The sequence below is a fragment of the Litchfieldia salsa genome, assembly GCF_900104555.1.
Classification (GTDB): Bacteria; Bacillota; Bacilli; order Bacillales; family Bacillaceae_L; genus Litchfieldia; species Litchfieldia salsa.
On record NZ_FNJU01000002.1, the window covers coordinates 590525 to 607454 of the forward strand.

Consider the following 16930-nt stretch of genomic DNA (forward strand, 5'->3'; position numbering starts at 1 on the left):
AATAAAATGGGGTTTGCAAATCAAAAGTGGAGGAATATGTAAAACATGGATAAATTATACGAAATTATGAAATACCTATTTTTAGGTTTATTCCAGGGATTAACCGAACCAATCCCAATCTCGTCCAGCGGACATTTAGTACTAGCCCAACATTTCTTAGGAATTGAAATTGAGGGAATGAGCTTTGAGTTATTTGTAAACACAGCATCACTGCTGGCAGTATTACTAATATATCGCCATGACTTAAGTCGTCTAACCTTTAATGGAATTAGGTATATTACAACACGTGAAGAAAAAGCGAAGGCAGATTTTCGTTTTATTATCTACTTAATTATTGCAACCATACCAGCAGGTATAATTGGGGTATTTTTTGATGATGTGATTGCCGGTATTTTTAAAGAAGGAATTCAACTTATTGGAGTCACGTTAATTATTACTGGAATAGCGCTTTGGTTTATCAGAAATCTGCGGGGTCGTAAAAATGATTCTCAACTAACACTTAGAGATGCCATTATTATCGGTCTAGCACAAGCAGTTGCACTTATTCCAGGAATCAGCCGATCAGGAGCAACCATTGTGGCTGCAATGGGCTTGGGTATGACACAAGAGACAGCATTACGATTTTCATTCCTGTTATTTATCCCGATTAGCTTTGGTGGAATGATCCTAAGCTTCTCCGATATCATAAGTGACCCTGATTTTAGTGCCCTCTTCATTCCATATACGGTTGCCTTTTTAGGTTCACTAGTAGCGTCTTACTATTCACTAAAATGGTTTATGGGCATTATGGCACGTGGAAACTTAAAGTATTTCTCCTTTTACTGCTTTATCGCTGGTACGCTAGCCATTATCTTTGGTTAATAAAAATGAGGTGCCAGGCACCTTCAGTGGGACTGTTTATGTCCCGCCGAAGGTGCCTGGCACCCTTTTTGTTTATGCTAATATTGCTTGTAATAAAGCTTTTTGAACATGCATACGATTTCCAGCTTGTTGGAAAATGTATGAGTTTGGACCGTCAATCACTTCTGATGACACTTCCTCACCACGGTGAGCAGGCAAGCAATGTAAGAAGTTATAATCTTTTTTGGCTCCACTTACTAATTCCTCGTTAACTTGAAACCCAACGAATGCTTGAATGCGCTCTTGTTGTTCTTCTTCTTGGCCCATACTAGCCCAAACGTCAGTATAAATAACATCGGCATCCTTAACAGCTTCAACTGGATTATGGCAAATAGTAATGGTAGCATTCGTTTCCTTTGCAAACTTTTCAGCAAGCTTGACAATGTATTCCTTTGGTTCATAATTTTTTGGACAAGCAATCGTACAATCCATTCCTACTTTAGCTGCACCAATCATCAATGAATGTGCAACATTGTTTCCATCGCCAACATAGACAAGCTTTAACCCTTTTAATTTTTTCTTTGTTTCATAAATTGTTAGTAAATCTGCTAAAGCCTGGCATGGATGAAAGTCCTCAGTTAATCCATTTATAACTGGAATAGACGCAAATTTAGCTAATTCTTCAATTTTTTCATGCTCAAAGGTACGAATCATAATTGCATCCACATATTCAGAAAGCACTTGCGCAGTATCTGCAATGGTTTCTCCACGACCTATTTGCAGATCGTTACTATTTAGGTAAATCGCATTCCCACCTAATTGCATCATTCCTGCTTCAAAAGAAACACGTGTACGAGTCGAAGGCTTCTCGAAAATCATAGCAAGAGTCTTCCCCTTTAAGTCAGAGGTTTCCTCACCATTTTTGTGCTTCTTCTTTAACTCTACCGCTAAATCAATAATTGAAAGAATCTCTTCTTGAGTATAATCGGCTAAAGTTAACATGTCTTTGCCCTTAATATTTAATTTATCTAAGCTATATAAAGTAGACATTATACATTCACTTCTTTCTTTAAATAATCCTTATTTTTCCACTCTTGAATCGAACGCACTGAAAATCCACGATTTGTTAGGGCTTGTAGGAAGACTGAAATAAGTTCGATATTCGTAAATACTTGAATTCGATTTTTACTTGCAAGAATTCTGTATATACTTGTTTCCTGAGTAGGTCCTAAATTAAAGTATGCTAATGTTTTCTCACTCTTCAACCATTCAGTAGCATCTTCATCCATTACAGCTTGAAGCCCTAATTCTTTTAGCTTAGAAACAATTTCCGTTAATTGATGTTCTGGAAATGAATTAATCTGATCGATGTACACGCTTGTCGCTTCTGGCTTACCTTCCAAATATTGATGAAACACTTTTATAAATGCTTCTTCAACAGTTTCAGCAATACTGATACCTTCACCAGTTGATTTCATTTCTGGACCAACTAGAGGATCCCCACCTATCTTGTGAGAAGAGAATACTGGAAACTTCGCTGTAAAAAAGGGAGGATCATCAAGTAGTCCCGTTTTTGTAACGAGCTGTTGTAAAGAATTACCTAATAATAATTTTGTGGCAAGCTGAACCATCGGGATGCCTGTCACTTTACTAACGACCGGTACCGTTCTACTTGCTCTTGGGTTCACCTCAAGAACAAAGATTTTATCATTATGATAAACAAATTGAATATTCATTAATCCAACAAAATCAAGCGAATTAGTGATCTTCTGGGCATATTCTTCAATTAGCTTCTTATGGTGATCCCCTAATGATACAGCAGGTAGGATAGCATGACTATCACCTGAATGAACTCCTGCCTTTTCAACATGCTCCACAATTGTTGGAATAAGAATAGACTTTCCATCTGCTATTAAGTCAATCTCAAATTCCATCCCTGGCGCATAGGCATCAATTAATATTGGAAATCCAATTTCAATCTGTTTCTCCATGAATGTGACTAATTCACTCTCATCATTCATGACAACCATTCCTTTTCCACCTATAACATAAGATGGTCTTATAAGGATTGGGAATCCTAATTCTTTCGCCATGGTTATTAACTCTTCTTGGTTCATCGCAATTTTACCAGGAAGATGTGGTACTTCAATTCCTTCAAGAAGTTGGTAAAAACGATCACGGTCTTCAAGCTGATCAATCACATCACTTGTAATACCTAGTAATGTTAAGCCGGCCTTTTCTAAATCCTTTGCTAAATTTATCGCTGTCTGACCACCGTATTGAACTAACACCTTCGAGACATTTTCTGCCTCAATTACATTAAGAACATCTTCTAAAGTTAGTGGCTCAAAATACAATCGATCTGCAATTTCAAAATCTGTACTAACTGTTTCTGGATTATTATTAATTAAAATGGTTTCATAGCCTTCTTCTTGAAGAGCTAGGATTCCATGAACAGAACTATAATCGAATTCAATCCCTTGCCCTATACGAATTGGTCCTGAACCGATGATAAGTACTTTTTCATTATCAGAAGGTTCAACTTCACTCTTTCCGAAATAGCTAGAGTAGAAATATGGAGTTTGTGATTGAAACTCTGCAGCACATGTATCTACCATTCGGTAACTAGGTATAACACCAAGAGCTTTTCTTTTCGCACGAACATCGAACTCAGATTCGTTTAACAGAGTCGCGATATAACCGTCTGTAAATCCTTTTTCTTTTACTACTTCCATAAAATCAACATCTATTTCATCTAACTTCTTAGCTTTAAGTTCAGATTCAACCTGGACAATCGATTGAAAACTATTTAAGAAGAACAAATCAATCGCAGATTCTTCATGAATCACATCTGTCGCGATCCCTCGTCTTAGTAATTCAATAATTGCAAAAAAACGACTCTCTGATCCTTTTTTCATTAATGCTAAAAGTTCCTGATCAGACTTCATTGTTATTTTCTTTAGACTGATTCCAACATTATCACTTTCAAGGGATGACACAGCTTTTTGTATCGCTCTTTCAAGGTTTGTGTCGATCGCCATTACTTCTCCAGTGGCTTTCATTTGAGTTCCTAATGTTTGCTCAGCAGCTGGGAACTTATCGAATGGAAACCTAGGAAACTTCACAACAACATAATCTAAAGCAGGCTCAAAGCTAGCATAGGTCCCTCCAGTAACAGGATTGATAATTTCATCGAGTGTATAGCCAACTGCAAGCTTTGCAGCAATTTTTGCAATTGGATAACCTGTTGCTTTTGAAGCCAAAGCAGAGGAACGACTAACGCGTGGATTAACTTCGATTAGATAATATTTTTTGCTAGTAGGATCAAGAGCAAATTGAATGTTGCATCCCCCGATGATTCCCAGTGCCGAAATGATCTTAATCGATGCTGACCTTAACATTTGATACTCGACATCTGTTAATGTTTGAGAAGGCGCAACAACAATTGAGTCACCCGTATGCACACCAACTGGATCAATATTCTCCATATTACAAATCGTAATACATGTATCATTTTGATCACGCATGACTTCATATTCGATTTCTTTAAATCCAGCAATGCTTCTTTCAATCAAGCATTGTGTAATTGGACTTTCGTCTAATCCACCTTTAACAAAATCTTTATATTCATCAAGAGTTTCTGCAATCCCTCCACCCGATCCACCTAGTGTATATGCAGGACGAATAATCAGTGGGAAGCCAACCTCCTCTGCGAAAAGAAGTGCCTCATCTACAGTGTGAACAATTTGACTCTCAGGTACTGGCTCCTCAAGATCGTTCATGAGCTGTCTGAATTCCTCACGATCCTCTCCTTTTTTAATGGAATCAATAGGAGTACCTAACAGTTTGACATTGTATTTTGATAATACTCCTGCTTCATGCAATTGAAATGTAAGGGTTAACCCTGTTTGACCACCTAAGGTTCCAATTAATCCATCAGGCTTTTCCTTTTGAATAATCTTTTCTAGGCTAGTGACTGTTAATGGCTCAAAATACACCACATCTGCATTCACTTCATCAGTCATGATGGTTGCAGGATTGTTATTTACTAAAATAACCTTATATCCTTCCTCTTTTAATGCACGACAACCTTGGGTACCAGAATAATCAAACTCAGCAGCCTGACCGATAACAATCGGGCCAGAACCTATAACTAGAATTGATTGTATCGTTGTGTTTTTAGGCATACTGTTTTTCTCTCCTAACATTTAACAAACTTTCTATGAAGTCATCGAATACCCAACTACTATCACTTGGTCCTGGGTGTGCTTCTGGATGAAATTGAACAGAAACAATTGGTAATGTTCTGTGAGCAACCCCTTCGATTGACTGATCATTAACATTCTTAAAACGTGCAGTTAAGCTTGTTTTTTTCAAACTTAGCTCATCAACAACATAGCTATGGTTTTGAGATGTGATGAATACCTTATTTTTCAGGGTATCAAAAACAGGCTGATTAGCTCCTCTATGACCAAACGTTAATTTTTTTGTATCTGCCCCGAACGATAAAGCCACTAACTGATGACCTAGGCAAATAGCCAGTGTAGGGTATTTTTCAATCGTCTTTTTAATGGTAGGGAGGTAGGGATTGAGTTGTTTAGGATCTCCAGGGCCATTGGATAAAACAATACCGTCTGGTTTCAATTCCTTAATCTTCTCATACGTTGTATGATATGGGACAACTGTAACCGTACAGTCTCTCTCAACTAAAGACTCAATAATCGACTTTTTGCATCCAAAATCTAATAAAACAACATGTTTATTTCCTCTTCCATATGAAACTTGTGTTTTTGTTGAAACTTCAGACACAGGGAATTTTTCAATCGTACTGCAACCTTTTGTTTCTGTTTGTGCAAGGTAGCCTTGCATTGTACCATGATTTCGGATTTGCTTTACAACTGATCTTGTATCAACATGAGATAATAATGGTACATTCCACTTATCTAGATATTCCTTCAGAGAGTACTTTGCTTCATAATGATTTGTTGCATCTTTACATTCAAGTACAATAACACCTGCAACATGAGGTTTCTTACTTTCAAAATCCTGTTCATTTATTCCATAATTTCCGATTAAGGGATAGGTAAATACAACGATTTGATTTTTATAAGAGGGATCTGTTAATACCTCTTGATAACCTGTCATTCCAGTATAAAATACAACTTCACCTTCAAACTGTTCCTGATTGGATGAAGCTGTTAATTCTCCTTCAAATTTCTCGCCATTTTCTAAAAATAGATAACCTTTCAATGGTTCCACCTCGTATAAATATTTGTCTTATAGTATTTTTATTCACTCTCATGTAAAAAAATTTATACTGGATTCAACATTTCGAAATGAGCCATTTCTATTTTAATTAGCTCGATCGCTTGTGAGATTTCTTCCTTTGACACCGTTAAAGGAGGTAGCATTCTAATGACATTCGGTCCTGCATTTAAAACAAGTAATCCCTTATCTCTTAAGCTATTTATGATTGCAGTAACATCAACATGGCAACTAATCCCTAGCATTAGACCTGATCCTCTTATTTCCTGAACACATTCAACCCCAGCAAGTGCTTCATGTAAACTAGACTTAAAATATTCACCTTTTTCAACAACCTCATCTAGAAATTCATCTTGAAAGATAATTTCTAAAGTTGCTTTTGCGGCTGCAATAGAGATTGGGTTTCCCCCAAATGTTGAGCCATGTACACCAGGACCAAACGCTTCCTTCAAGTAGGATTTCCCTACCATCGCTCCAATTGGCAAACCACTTCCAAGACCTTTTGCAAGGGTAATTATATCAGGTGATAGATTAAAATTTTGATAGGCAAAAGGTTTTCCTGTCCGGCCAATTCCTGTTTGAACTTCATCGATAATGAATAATGCATTGTATTGCTTACATAGTTCTTCCACTTTATTAAGGAATTCAGCCTCTGCTGGTACGACGCCACCTTCACCTTGAATGACCTCTAGTAATACCGCTGCTACTGTATCGTCCATTTCATTTGAAAGACCTTCGCTATCATTATAATCAAGATAAGAAAATTCTTGTAACAGCGGACCAAAACCAGAGTGAATCTTCTCTTGACCGGTTGCTGACATTGTTGCAAAAGTTCTTCCATGAAAAGATTGTTTAAAGGTTATAATTTTTGACTTACCAGTAAATTTTCTTGCAAGTTTAATCGCCGCTTCGTTAGCCTCAGCTCCACTATTACAGAAGAATACAGAGTCACCATCACTATAATCAGTAAGCATCTTAGCAACTATTTGCTGTGGTTCTTGATGATATAGATTTGAGACATGCCAATATTGATCAAGTTGTTCAAGAATCGCCTGTTGTACCTTTTCATTTCGATTACCAAGATTATTAACTGCTATCCCTGAAACAAAATCTAGGTATTCCTTACCCTGATCATCAATAATTTTAGTCCCTTTCGCTGAAGCCACCTTTATATTCCATCGATTATAAGTAGGAAATAAATGATTCATTAAACAACCTCCAATTCTTTGATTAGCTTTGTTCCAGCAAGTGAGCCTTCAAACGTAACAAAGGAAGTTTTGCCACTAACAATCATGATTTCATTGAGTCCATCAGACATGGCTGAAAGTGCTGCCTTCACTTTTGGAATCATCCCACCATAGATGGTCCCATCTAACATTAGCTCTTGAACCGTTTTCTCTGACACTTCCTCTAGCAAGTTTCCATTCTTTAAGATACCGGAAACATCGGTAACAAATAATAAATGCTTTGCTTTTAAGGCACTCGCTATACTTGCTGCAGCTGTATCTGCATTTATGTTTAATTTTTGCCCAGATTCTTGTGCACCAATTGGAGCTATTACTGGAATATAGTCGAGATTTAGCAAATTCTTGATTAGTTCAGTATTCACTTCTTTTACTTCACCAACATGACCAAGTGTATCCGCATTTATTGGTGTAGCTTTTAGCAATTCTCCATCCACACCGGATAAACCTATCGCTTTTAACTTATTAGAAGTAAGCATAGATACTAACTTTTTGTTTACAGAACCTGCTAATATCATTTCAACTGTATCAAGTACCTCTGAAGTTGTTTTACGTAAGCCATTTACAAATTCGCTTTTTATCGATAGTGATGTGAGCATTTGTTCAATCTCAGGTCCACCACCATGAACAATCACAATTTTATTCCCTTTGTTTTGTAATTCTTTTATACTCTCAAAAAATTCATTTGTTAATTCCGCTAGAATACTCCCACCACACTTAACAACAATAATATTGTTCATATGTGATTCCCCCTAAGTTCGATAACTCGCATTTATTTTCACATAGTCATATGTCAAGTCACAGCCCCATGCTGTCCCAGTACTTTCACCAAGGTGTAAATGAACCTCAATTATGATTTCATCTTGACTTAAATATTCTTTTGCTAATTCTTCTGAAAAAGCAACAGGCTGACTGCCCTTTAACATTTCAATCGATCCTATTGAAACATCCACTGTTTCTGGATTCACCTCAGCATCGCTGTGACCGATCGCTCCAATAATTCTTCCCCAGTTTGCATCCGTACCATAAATAGCTGTTTTAACAAGATTAGAACCTACGATTTTTTTTGCGATAATATTCGCATCTTTATTTGTTGTTGCACCATGTACTTTTACTTCAACTAACTTGGTTGCTCCTTCACCATCTCTTGCAATCTGTTTTGCTAAATCTTGAAAAATGAGATGTAAACCTGATTTAAATTTATTCCATTCTGGATGATTTGGTGAAAGAGTTTTATTTTCTGCAAAACCACTTGCCATGACAAGAACTGTATCATTTGTTGATGTTTCACCATCAACTGTAATTTGATTAAATGTAATATCTGTCATTTCACCGATCGCTGTTTGAAGATGTTCTGACTCAATATTTGCATCTGTCGTGATAAACGCCAACATCGTTGCCATATTCGGATGAATCATTCCAGACCCCTTTGCTGCTCCTCCGAATGTAACTGTTACTCCATCAATCTCAAGTTGATAGCAAGCCTTTTTCATAACAATATCTGTTGTTAATATCGCAGTTTGAAAATCCTCTGCTGCTTCACTTGTTTGAATTGGCTGTAACTGTTTAATACCCTCAGCAATCTTATCCATTTGAAGTAGTTCCCCAATTACGCCCGTTGATGAAACAGCCACTAAATGGTTATCTATTCCTAAGTGTTCTGCACATAAATCTCGCATTTTAAATGCATCTAGCATTCCTTGTTCACCTGTACAAGCATTCGCACACGCACTATTTACAATTAAAGCCTGAAGCTTTTGTTCCATAGCAATGCTTTGTTGTGTCACCTTTAGTGGTGCTGCCTGAAAATGACTCTGCGTATATACTGCTCCACAGCTAGCAGGGACTTCACAGTAGATTACTCCTAAGTCCTTCTTTGCATAACGTAGTCCTGCGTGTACTCCAGCGGTTTTAAAACCTTTTGGTGTAACAATCGAACCACTCTTAAGATTTTTGATTTTAATATCCTCTGTTGTCGTGAACAATTTTTTCTCCCCCTATACTTACGGAAACACCGGGATTCGATGTAATCCAGTTCTTTCATCGATTCCCATCATGATGTTTAAATTTTGTATGGCCTGCCCTGCTGCCCCTTTTACTAAGTTATCAATGACTGAAACAATCGTTATTCTCCCAGTTCTTTCATCATAGGTGAGTCCAATATCACAATAGTTAGATCCGTACACTTCTTTTGTGGAAGGAAATTCACCGTTCTGACGGATTCTCACAAATGGTTTATCTTCATAACATTGATTATATAAATCTAGTATTTTTTCCGTTGTTAAATCTGGAGCTTTCACATTGGCATAAATGGTTGCCATGATTCCTCTTGTCATTGGAATTAGATGTGTACTAAATGTAATTGTATTTACTTTCTCATTCCAAGATGAAAGAACTTGCTCAATTTCCGGTATATGTTGATGTTGGTTTACTTTATATATTTTTAGATTTTCATTAATCTCTGCATAATGTGTGGAAAGTGAAGCATTTCTTCCTGCACCAGAAACACCTGATTTTGCATCAATAATAATTGAAGATTCTTCAATTAACCCCTCCCTAACAAGTGGAGCTAACCCTAATAAGGTAGCGGTAGGATAACATCCAGGGTTTGAAATAAAATCTGATGTTGCAATGTTTTCTTTATTCCATTCTGATAAGCCATATACTGCTTTCTCTAAATAAGTAGTGCTCGCTGGTGTCTTTTTATACCAGGTTTCATAAGTGTCTGGATCTTGCAAGCGAAAGTCTCCAGATAAATCAATCACTTTTACATGTAAATCATGTAACTCCACAGCTAATTTTGAAGCAATACCAGACGGAGTGGCTAAAAAAACAACATCCACTTCCTTTGCAATATTTGCCGTATTTATTTCATCAAGATCAAAAGTAATGTGATCAACTAAATGTGGATAGCTTTCTGATAATAAAATTCCTACTTGTGATGACGAGTGAACGGATTGAATGGTCACATATGGGTGCTGATCCAACAGCCTCACTAATTCAATTCCGCTATATCCTGTTACACCTATAATTGCAGCCTTCATTCGTTCCTCCTAGAATTATGGATATTTCCCTTTTTTCAATTTACTTCCTGGTAGAGATATCCTTTAAATTAGTCTCCATTATAATACTGCATAAAAATAAAATCAATTGTATTTTTATAAAATGAGTCAAAAGATTCTTATAATATTTTTTGTTAGAACTTCTAACAAGTATATTTGGAGGATTTTGTTCGTTTTTCACTTACTTGGTTTCAATTCCATAAGAAAAAGGATGACATCAAATCATCCTTCATTAGGGTATGTGCATTATATTAAACTGGTTTACATTATTTTTTATTTTTTCAATTTATTAATAATATAATACAAATGAAAAATAGAACTGAATTAATAATTTCATAGATTCCAAGCCTCATAATTGATAGATTTTTTCCGTACAAGTAAAATGCTCGAATGAAACTAGGGGTATAGGCAATAAGCAATAATGGGTGAGATACTAAAATAAGACCGATCATTACACAAACATGAAATCCCCAAGACACCCACTTAAAAACAGGATTTCTTTTTTCTCGTATCATTGATTTTATAAAAAAAGTACTACCTATAAAAAATAAGGTCGAAAGGACAAAAATCATGTATGCTCTTTGATCTAATGTACCTGTTCCTGCATAATAACTCGCAATTCCACCAATAGAAAAGACAATAACTGCGCTAAAATCATTAAGGAGGGCTCGCTCGTTCTTAGTCTTGGCAAAATAGATGTTAACCAAGAAAAATGGTAACATAAGCAACCCAAAATAAACGAACATTGGGTTATAAATGATTACAAAGCTCAAAGATATCACTACAGGAATTGTATAAATCACTGTCCATTTCTGATATAGTTCTCTTTGTTTATTTTTTAACAGCATTAGTAATGGGTAAGTAGCAAGGTACAGAAAAAACCATCCAACAACTAATGGCACATGGATCCAAGACGGCTGACCTAAAAATACTCCAAATAAAAAAGGAATGAATAACATTGCCCACGCACCATGTTGTTTGGGTAGTAATAGTTTCATATTTTTCACCTCAGGTTATAATACCCTTAGTATATTAACATTAGGATGAAGAAGTTGTGATACATCTCACATACTTATTAATGGAACAGGAAACAAAAAAAGGACCAAGTGTCCTTGGTCGCTTTGTTGAAACTACATCTAATTTATTTTTATCCTCCACTTACTGGTGGAATGATTGCAATTGTATCATGTTCTTTTATTAGATCTTCATCAACTGCATACTCCTCATTAATTGCAAACATCATCTGATCTAACTTTTCAAATCCGAATCTTGTTTGTAACTGATGTTTTAGTTCTCTCACTGTTGTCGGTGCATGGTCCAATATAATCTTCTCTTTCCCCACTACCTCTTGTAGGTGTGCAAAAAGCAAAACAGTAATCACTCTACTTCCTCCTTTTCAGGATGCCCTTTTGGATATTGTGTTGTCTCAAGTTGGTCACCTATCCACATTTCTCCGTCTTCCCAATGCTCTTTTTTCCAAATTGGAACGATTTGTTTTATGCGTTCGATTGCATATTCATTCGCTTTATATGCATCTTTTCGATGTGGTGTTGACACAGCAATAATAACGGCTATATCTGATATATCTAGTCTACCGATACGATGACTTATTGCCGTTTTTGCATCAGGCCACTTTTCACTAATTTCTTTCCCTATTCTCGATAATTGCTTTTCAGCCATAGGAATATATGCATCATACTCTAAATGAAGAGTTCTTTTGCCTTTTGTAAATTCCCTTACAGTACCTATAAAGGTGGTCACAGCACCTGCTTCAGGACGTACTACCTTGTTGACAATCTTTTCAATATTTAATGGTTCCTTTGTTATTAAAAATAGTTTTTCATCCACTGTAATCCCTCACATAACATCGCAGCCACTCTAATAATTGCTGATCTTGGTGTATAGAGAAGATTGGCTGCTCATAAATTTTAAGTTCTTCCAAATCAAGCCATGAAATAATCGCCACGATATTGGTAATCTTGGTAAGCAGCTCGAGATCATCTTTCTTCCTAATCATCACTAATTTAGGATAAGCTTCATTTTTGTAGCCTTCTACAACAATTAAATCAAGAGGAAGTAGATGATAAAATGATAAAAGATCTTCTAAACTCCAGGATTGCTTCATTACTTGAAGCTGCAAGGTGCCATCTCCCTCAATTCCTGTCGCAATAGCACCTGCTTTCCTATGTCGATCAGTGTCCTTCCCGTGATCATTCGCAAGCGGCTTGCCTCCATGACCATGATGCTTCATGGTGCCAATTTTCAAACCCTCGTTGGTAAAATAGGTAACTAACTTCTCTACTAAAGTGGTTTTACCACTATTTTGATAACCTACAACTTGAAGTATTGGTGTAGTTACGCCCACGACCATGTGCTACCTTCTTGCTCTTCTAGTAAAAAAATATCCACCATATCTCCTTTTTGGTATCCTCTTGTTCCGCCTGGAAGTACCATTAAAGCATTGGCTGTTGCAATAGAAGAAACAATATTTGATTTATCAACACCACTCGGAGATACCATAACCTTCCCCTCATGGAAAGCTAGTCTACTTCGTACAAAGCGTGTAAATGGATTAGGTTTCTTGAAATCCTCACCAAGTTCTGCAATTACTTTGACTAAATGTGGATTAGGAGAAAACAAAGCCTTCCGTATGATTGGTCTCACATATAACTCAAATCCAACATAACAGGCAGAGGGATTTCCAGAAAGCCCAAACAAAAGCTTACCTCCGAGTTGAGCTACTGTTGTTACACTTCCTGGGCGCATCGCGATTTTATTAAATAATACTTCTGCACCAAGCTTCTCGTAAATTGCAGGGAGATAATCATAATCACCTACAGAAACCCCACCTGTCGTAAGAAATAGATCAACCTCTTCAACCGCTTTTTTGATCGACGTATAACATAACTCAAAGTCGTCGGGAAGTTTTCCGAGATACTTTGGTATACCACCTGCCCTCTCGATTTGGGCAAAAATCATGTGGGAATTACTATTTCGAATCTTACCAGGAACTAAGGCTTCTTCTACATCAAGAAGCTCAGTACCAGTCGCGTAAATCCCTACTACTGGTTTTTTTGCAACCTTTACCTTGTGATAACCAAAGGTTGCAAGGAGAGCCTTTACACCAGGATTAATAAATGTACCTTTTTTCACCAATGTCGTCCCTTTAGAAGTATCTTCACCTTGAAAAGAGATATTATCACCAGATTGAAAGGATCGCTTAATTGACATGAAGGTTGATCCATTGCGCTTATATTCCTTTGTGAGCTCGAGCATAACAACCGCATCACAATCTACAGGCATTTGTGCACCTGTCATAATTCTTACAGCTTGGAAGGAACCTACTCTTTTATCAGAAACAAAGCCAGCACCTATTTCATCGATCACTTCGAACTCAACTTGATGTTCAAGATTTGCATCCTTTGTATCAATAGACCGAATGGCAAATCCATCATATGGTGAGCGATTAAACGGAGGTACATCATGATCAGCAATTAAATCCTCAGCTAAAAAACGACCATAACATTGATTGATATCTACTTCTTCAATAAGGCCTGTCCTAGAAAAGTTCATGACTTTTTTAACTGCATCTTCGACAGGTATTGGCTTACGCCTTTCTACCATATTTAACACCTCACTAACTCGTGTGTATTCTTTGGCTGTTTTCTTATAGATTGTTGCTTTGAAAGCCGCAGTCTGAATACACTCCGCGTCCGGCGGGTGACCAGTGAGCCTCCTCGTCGCAAATGCTCCTGTGGGGTCTCACTTTGGCCACAGGTCCCGCTGGAGTCTACGTGTATCAGCCTGCTTAAAGTTCTGTTTCATTGTTTTATGTCTAAAACAACAAACTTTGAGAAAACAGCCATTCATTTTTATTTAATTCTAGTTATAACAGTTTTCATTATGAATTGAAATTGATATATGTCACACTTCTTAAACTTAATTTTAACGTACTTTCTTGATAAACCCAATTAATGTCGAAAATGTTACATTAATGATCTACATTTCATGGAATCTCTCAATTGTGATTCACATCACAACAATAAAGAATGAGCAAATGTACTATGGAGGAGTAAAGTGATACTAAGGAGGAAATAGTATGAGCCAATTATTTACAGAGCAATCAATTATCGGTGAAATTGTAACAGAATTTCCTAAAGCTAGCGACTTATTTAAAACATATAAGATTGATTTTTGTTGTGGTGGAAATCGACCACTAATCGATGCACTCGAAGAAAGAAGTTTAGCTAAGGAAGAAGTGCTTGATAAATTGAACAGTTTATATGAGGAAGCCAAAGCACTAAATAATCAAGATACAGATTGGACAAAAGCAACCTTTACACAGCTTATTGATCATATTGTGAATACACACCATAAATTTCTAAACGAAGAGTTACCATTATTAAGTCCATATGTTACAAAGGTGCTACGAGTTCACGGTGCTGAGCATCAGCATTTAGCAGAAGTCCATTCACTATACAATCAATTAAAGACAGAACTTGAACAGCATACAATTAAAGAAGAAGCTGACGCATTTCCGTTATTTATTAATTTCGAAAATAATCCATCAGACTATAATAAAGAGGAGCTAACTAAGCTTGTGACTGAACTCGAGGACGAGCATGATGGTGCAGGTGATCTTATAAAAGAAATACGCAATATCACTGCTGATTTTACACCACCACCTGGAGCTTGTGGTACGTACCGTTTAGTTTATCAACGATTAGCGAATCTAGAGTCAGACTTATTTCAACATATCCACCTAGAAAATAATATTTTATTTAAACGAGCTCGAGAACTATAAGTTTTCTTAGAAGGGTGTCATTTGACCCCTTCTTTTTTATTGAGAGAAATGAGTAAGTGTAAATACTCATTCTCTAATTAAATACGTGCAAAGTAACATAAGAAATGAAATGGCGACTGTTAGTAACACCCATGTCCAAGCTAAGCCCATATTACCGGAATCAATTGCTACATAAATCGCTGTCGGTAAAGTAAGCGTCTTTCCAGGAATCATCCCTGCAAACATGAGAGTCGCTCCGAATTCTCCTAATGCCCTTGCAAAACTTAATACAAACCCAGCAGTAATTGATTTAATTGCTAGGGGGATTGATACAAAGCAAAAGACTTGAATAGTTGTGGCTCCATCCACTCTTGCCGCTTCTTCTACATCTTTATCAACGGACAAGAATCCTGTTTTTGCTGTTTGATACATGAGAGGAAATGCCACAACAGTTGATGCGATAAAAGCAGCCCACCACGTAAACATGAGAGACTGTCCAACAATTAATTCAATCGCACTACCTATTGGGCTATTTCTACCAAAGATAACAATCAGAAAAAAACCTACTACAGTAGGTGGCAAAACTAAAGGAAGCATGAGTATCGTTTCAATAATAATTTTTCCTTTAAAACGCTTTACGCTCATTAATTTAGCTAATACTACTCCAATGAAAAGAACAAATACCCCAGCAAATAACGCAATACTAAATGATAATTTTACAGGTGACCAAAAGAGCTCTTCCATATTTACCTCGATCTGTTAAAAAATGTTCACATATTTAGTTGGAATTGTAATACCAACGTTTTCAACCCATAGATAGTGTTTTGTTCACAAAACTGTGCGGTACATCACATTGACTGAATCGACGTTTTCACGTTAAATCTAAAATAGATACGAAACACTAATAAAAGAGGGTGTTACAGTTGAATTCAGGAAAATCCACTTTATCAGTTGAATTGACAGAGTTGTTAAAGTCAGCCGATCATATCATGCCTATAAAAAAAGGAACCTTTCTATTTCAAGAAGGAATGACAGCAAGAGAACTCTACATTGTTCTTTCTGGTCGTGTCAAAATAAGTAAATTGTCTTCAGACGGCCGAGAACTATCCCTACGTATTTGTACAAGAGATGAAATCGTTGGAGAATTAACCTTATTCTCGGAAGATGCAAAATACATTTTTAACGCTAATGTTGAAGAAGATGGTGAAGTGGCTGTTATCAATAAAGATGAACTTGAGAGAAAACTCTTTGAAAATAGTAAATTAGCATTTGAGTTCATGAAATGGATGAGCGACCATTTTCGAAAAACACAGACAAAGTTCAGGGATCTAGTACTATTCGGAAAAAAAGGGGCTCTCTATTCTACTTTAGTTCGTATGACAAACAGCTATGGTGTTCCTACAGAGAAAGGAATCCTTATTGATCTTACTCTGACAAACCAGGAATTGGCCAATTTCTGTGCAACAACACGAGAAAGTGTAAATCGAATGCTAAATGAGTTGAGAAATAAAGGGATTATCTCCATTTATAAAAGTAAAATAACGATTCATGATTTACATTATATAAGAGCTGAAATCAATTGTGAAGGTTGTCCTGCTGTATTTTGTAGTATTGAATAAGAAAAGCGCAAGCGCCTTGTTCAGCCCCGACAGGCATAAGGCGAATCACCTAGGAAATCTTGTTTTCCGTAGTGATTTGACTTATGACCCCGAGGGGCTAGGCGCTGGAGCTAGACA

16 protein-coding genes are annotated in these 16930 nt (G+C 36.7%); 3 read left to right on the top strand and 13 right to left on the bottom strand.

The window, feature by feature from the left end; all coding sequences use genetic code 11:
* Window positions 1–45: 45 nt before the first annotated feature.
* Window positions 46–861: an undecaprenyl-diphosphate phosphatase gene (locus BLQ56_RS06665; RefSeq protein WP_090851219.1), complete on the top strand. Its 816-nt coding sequence runs from the start codon at window positions 46–48 to the stop codon at window positions 859–861.
* Window positions 862–933: 72 nt separating this feature from the next.
* Here BLQ56_RS06665 and argF read toward each other — a convergent pair whose 3' ends face one another.
* The 12 genes from argF to BLQ56_RS06725 form a co-directional block, all read right to left on the bottom strand.
* On the bottom strand, window positions 934–1890 hold the full coding sequence (argF, locus tag BLQ56_RS06670; RefSeq protein ID WP_090851222.1) for an ornithine carbamoyltransferase: 957 nt from the start codon (window positions 1888–1890) through the stop codon (window positions 934–936).
* Window positions 1890–5027, bottom strand: a complete 3138-nt coding sequence (locus BLQ56_RS06675) for a carbamoyl phosphate synthase large subunit (RefSeq protein WP_090851224.1) — start codon at window positions 5025–5027, stop codon at window positions 1890–1892. The genes argF and BLQ56_RS06675 overlap by 1 nt, the downstream gene beginning before the upstream one ends.
* Window positions 5020–6090, bottom strand: coding sequence for a carbamoyl phosphate synthase small subunit (locus BLQ56_RS06680; RefSeq protein WP_090851227.1), 1071 nt, complete (start codon window positions 6088–6090; stop codon window positions 5020–5022). The genes BLQ56_RS06675 and BLQ56_RS06680 overlap by 8 nt, the downstream gene beginning before the upstream one ends.
* Window positions 6091–6152: 62 nt before the next feature.
* The gene (locus tag BLQ56_RS06685; RefSeq protein WP_090851230.1) at window positions 6153–7313 is read right to left on the bottom strand and encodes an acetylornithine transaminase; all 1161 of its coding nucleotides are present in this window, start codon (window positions 7311–7313) and stop codon (window positions 6153–6155) included.
* Window positions 7313–8089, bottom strand: a complete 777-nt coding sequence (gene argB / locus BLQ56_RS06690) for an acetylglutamate kinase (RefSeq protein WP_090851233.1) — start codon at window positions 8087–8089, stop codon at window positions 7313–7315. The genes BLQ56_RS06685 and argB overlap by 1 nt, the downstream gene beginning before the upstream one ends.
* 12 nt (window positions 8090–8101) lie before the next feature.
* Window positions 8102–9334, bottom strand: a complete 1233-nt coding sequence (argJ, locus tag BLQ56_RS06695) for a bifunctional ornithine acetyltransferase/N-acetylglutamate synthase (protein WP_090851237.1) — start codon at window positions 9332–9334, stop codon at window positions 8102–8104.
* Between the two features lie 18 nt (window positions 9335–9352).
* A complete protein-coding gene (argC, locus tag BLQ56_RS06700; protein WP_090851240.1) occupies window positions 9353–10393 on the bottom strand; it encodes an N-acetyl-gamma-glutamyl-phosphate reductase in 1041 nt (346 codons plus the stop codon).
* 299 nt (window positions 10394–10692) lie between these two features.
* On the bottom strand, window positions 10693–11409 hold the full coding sequence (locus tag BLQ56_RS06705) for a YwiC-like family protein (RefSeq protein WP_090851243.1): 717 nt from the start codon (window positions 11407–11409) through the stop codon (window positions 10693–10695).
* Between the two features lie 149 nt (window positions 11410–11558).
* Window positions 11559–11792, bottom strand: coding sequence for a molybdopterin converting factor subunit 1 (gene moaD, locus BLQ56_RS06710; protein WP_090851246.1), 234 nt, complete (start codon window positions 11790–11792; stop codon window positions 11559–11561).
* Window positions 11789–12259: a molybdenum cofactor biosynthesis protein MoaE gene (locus BLQ56_RS06715; RefSeq protein WP_090851249.1), complete on the bottom strand. Its 471-nt coding sequence runs from the start codon at window positions 12257–12259 to the stop codon at window positions 11789–11791. The genes moaD and BLQ56_RS06715 overlap by 4 nt, the downstream gene beginning before the upstream one ends.
* On the bottom strand, window positions 12252–12782 hold the full coding sequence (gene mobB / locus BLQ56_RS06720; RefSeq protein ID WP_090851253.1) for a molybdopterin-guanine dinucleotide biosynthesis protein B: 531 nt from the start codon (window positions 12780–12782) through the stop codon (window positions 12252–12254). The genes BLQ56_RS06715 and mobB overlap by 8 nt, the downstream gene beginning before the upstream one ends.
* Window positions 12767–14035: a molybdopterin molybdotransferase MoeA gene (locus BLQ56_RS06725; protein WP_090851256.1), complete on the bottom strand. Its 1269-nt coding sequence runs from the start codon at window positions 14033–14035 to the stop codon at window positions 12767–12769. The genes mobB and BLQ56_RS06725 overlap by 16 nt, the downstream gene beginning before the upstream one ends.
* A 475-nt stretch (window positions 14036–14510) precedes the next feature.
* On the opposite strand from BLQ56_RS06725, the gene ric reads away from it, so the two are divergent.
* Entirely contained in the window at window positions 14511–15215 is a 705-nt protein-coding gene (ric, locus tag BLQ56_RS06730; protein WP_090851259.1) for an iron-sulfur cluster repair di-iron protein, read from the top strand.
* Window positions 15216–15281: 66 nt separating this feature from the next.
* Here ric and modB read toward each other — a convergent pair whose 3' ends face one another.
* Window positions 15282–15938: a molybdate ABC transporter permease subunit gene (gene modB, locus BLQ56_RS06735; protein WP_090851262.1), complete on the bottom strand. Its 657-nt coding sequence runs from the start codon at window positions 15936–15938 to the stop codon at window positions 15282–15284.
* A 245-nt stretch (window positions 15939–16183) separates the two neighbouring features.
* Here modB and BLQ56_RS06740 point away from each other — a divergent pair, with 245 nt between their 5' ends.
* On the top strand, window positions 16184–16813 hold the full coding sequence (locus tag BLQ56_RS06740; RefSeq protein ID WP_090851391.1) for a Crp/Fnr family transcriptional regulator: 630 nt from the start codon (window positions 16184–16186) through the stop codon (window positions 16811–16813).
* The last annotated feature ends 117 nt before the right edge of the window (window positions 16814–16930 follow it).

Excerpts from the sequence above, each read along its gene's own strand:
- BLQ56_RS06665 (WP_090851219.1), top strand. The coding sequence starts at position 46 with ATGGATAAATTATACGAAATTATGAAATACCTATTTTTAGGTTTATTC.
- argF (WP_090851222.1), bottom strand. The coding sequence starts at position 1,890 with ATGTCTACTTTATATAGCTTAGATAAATTAAATATTAAGGGCAAAGAC.
- BLQ56_RS06675 (WP_090851224.1), bottom strand. The coding sequence starts at position 5,027 with ATGCCTAAAAACACAACGATACAATCAATTCTAGTTATAGGTTCTGGC.
- BLQ56_RS06685 (WP_090851230.1), bottom strand. The coding sequence starts at position 7,313 with ATGAATCATTTATTTCCTACTTATAATCGATGGAATATAAAGGTGGCT.
- argB (WP_090851233.1), bottom strand. The coding sequence starts at position 8,089 with ATGAACAATATTATTGTTGTTAAGTGTGGTGGGAGTATTCTAGCGGAA.
- argC (WP_090851240.1), bottom strand. The coding sequence starts at position 10,393 with ATGAAGGCTGCAATTATAGGTGTAACAGGATATAGCGGAATTGAATTA.
- BLQ56_RS06705 (WP_090851243.1), bottom strand. The coding sequence starts at position 11,409 with ATGAAACTATTACTACCCAAACAACATGGTGCGTGGGCAATGTTATTC.
- mobB (WP_090851253.1), bottom strand. The coding sequence starts at position 12,782 with ATGGTCGTGGGCGTAACTACACCAATACTTCAAGTTGTAGGTTATCAA.
- BLQ56_RS06725 (WP_090851256.1), bottom strand. The coding sequence starts at position 14,035 with ATGGTAGAAAGGCGTAAGCCAATACCTGTCGAAGATGCAGTTAAAAAA.
- ric (WP_090851259.1), top strand. The coding sequence starts at position 14,511 with ATGAGCCAATTATTTACAGAGCAATCAATTATCGGTGAAATTGTAACA.
- modB (WP_090851262.1), bottom strand. The coding sequence starts at position 15,938 with ATGGAAGAGCTCTTTTGGTCACCTGTAAAATTATCATTTAGTATTGCG.
- BLQ56_RS06740 (WP_090851391.1), top strand. The coding sequence starts at position 16,184 with ATGCCTATAAAAAAAGGAACCTTTCTATTTCAAGAAGGAATGACAGCA.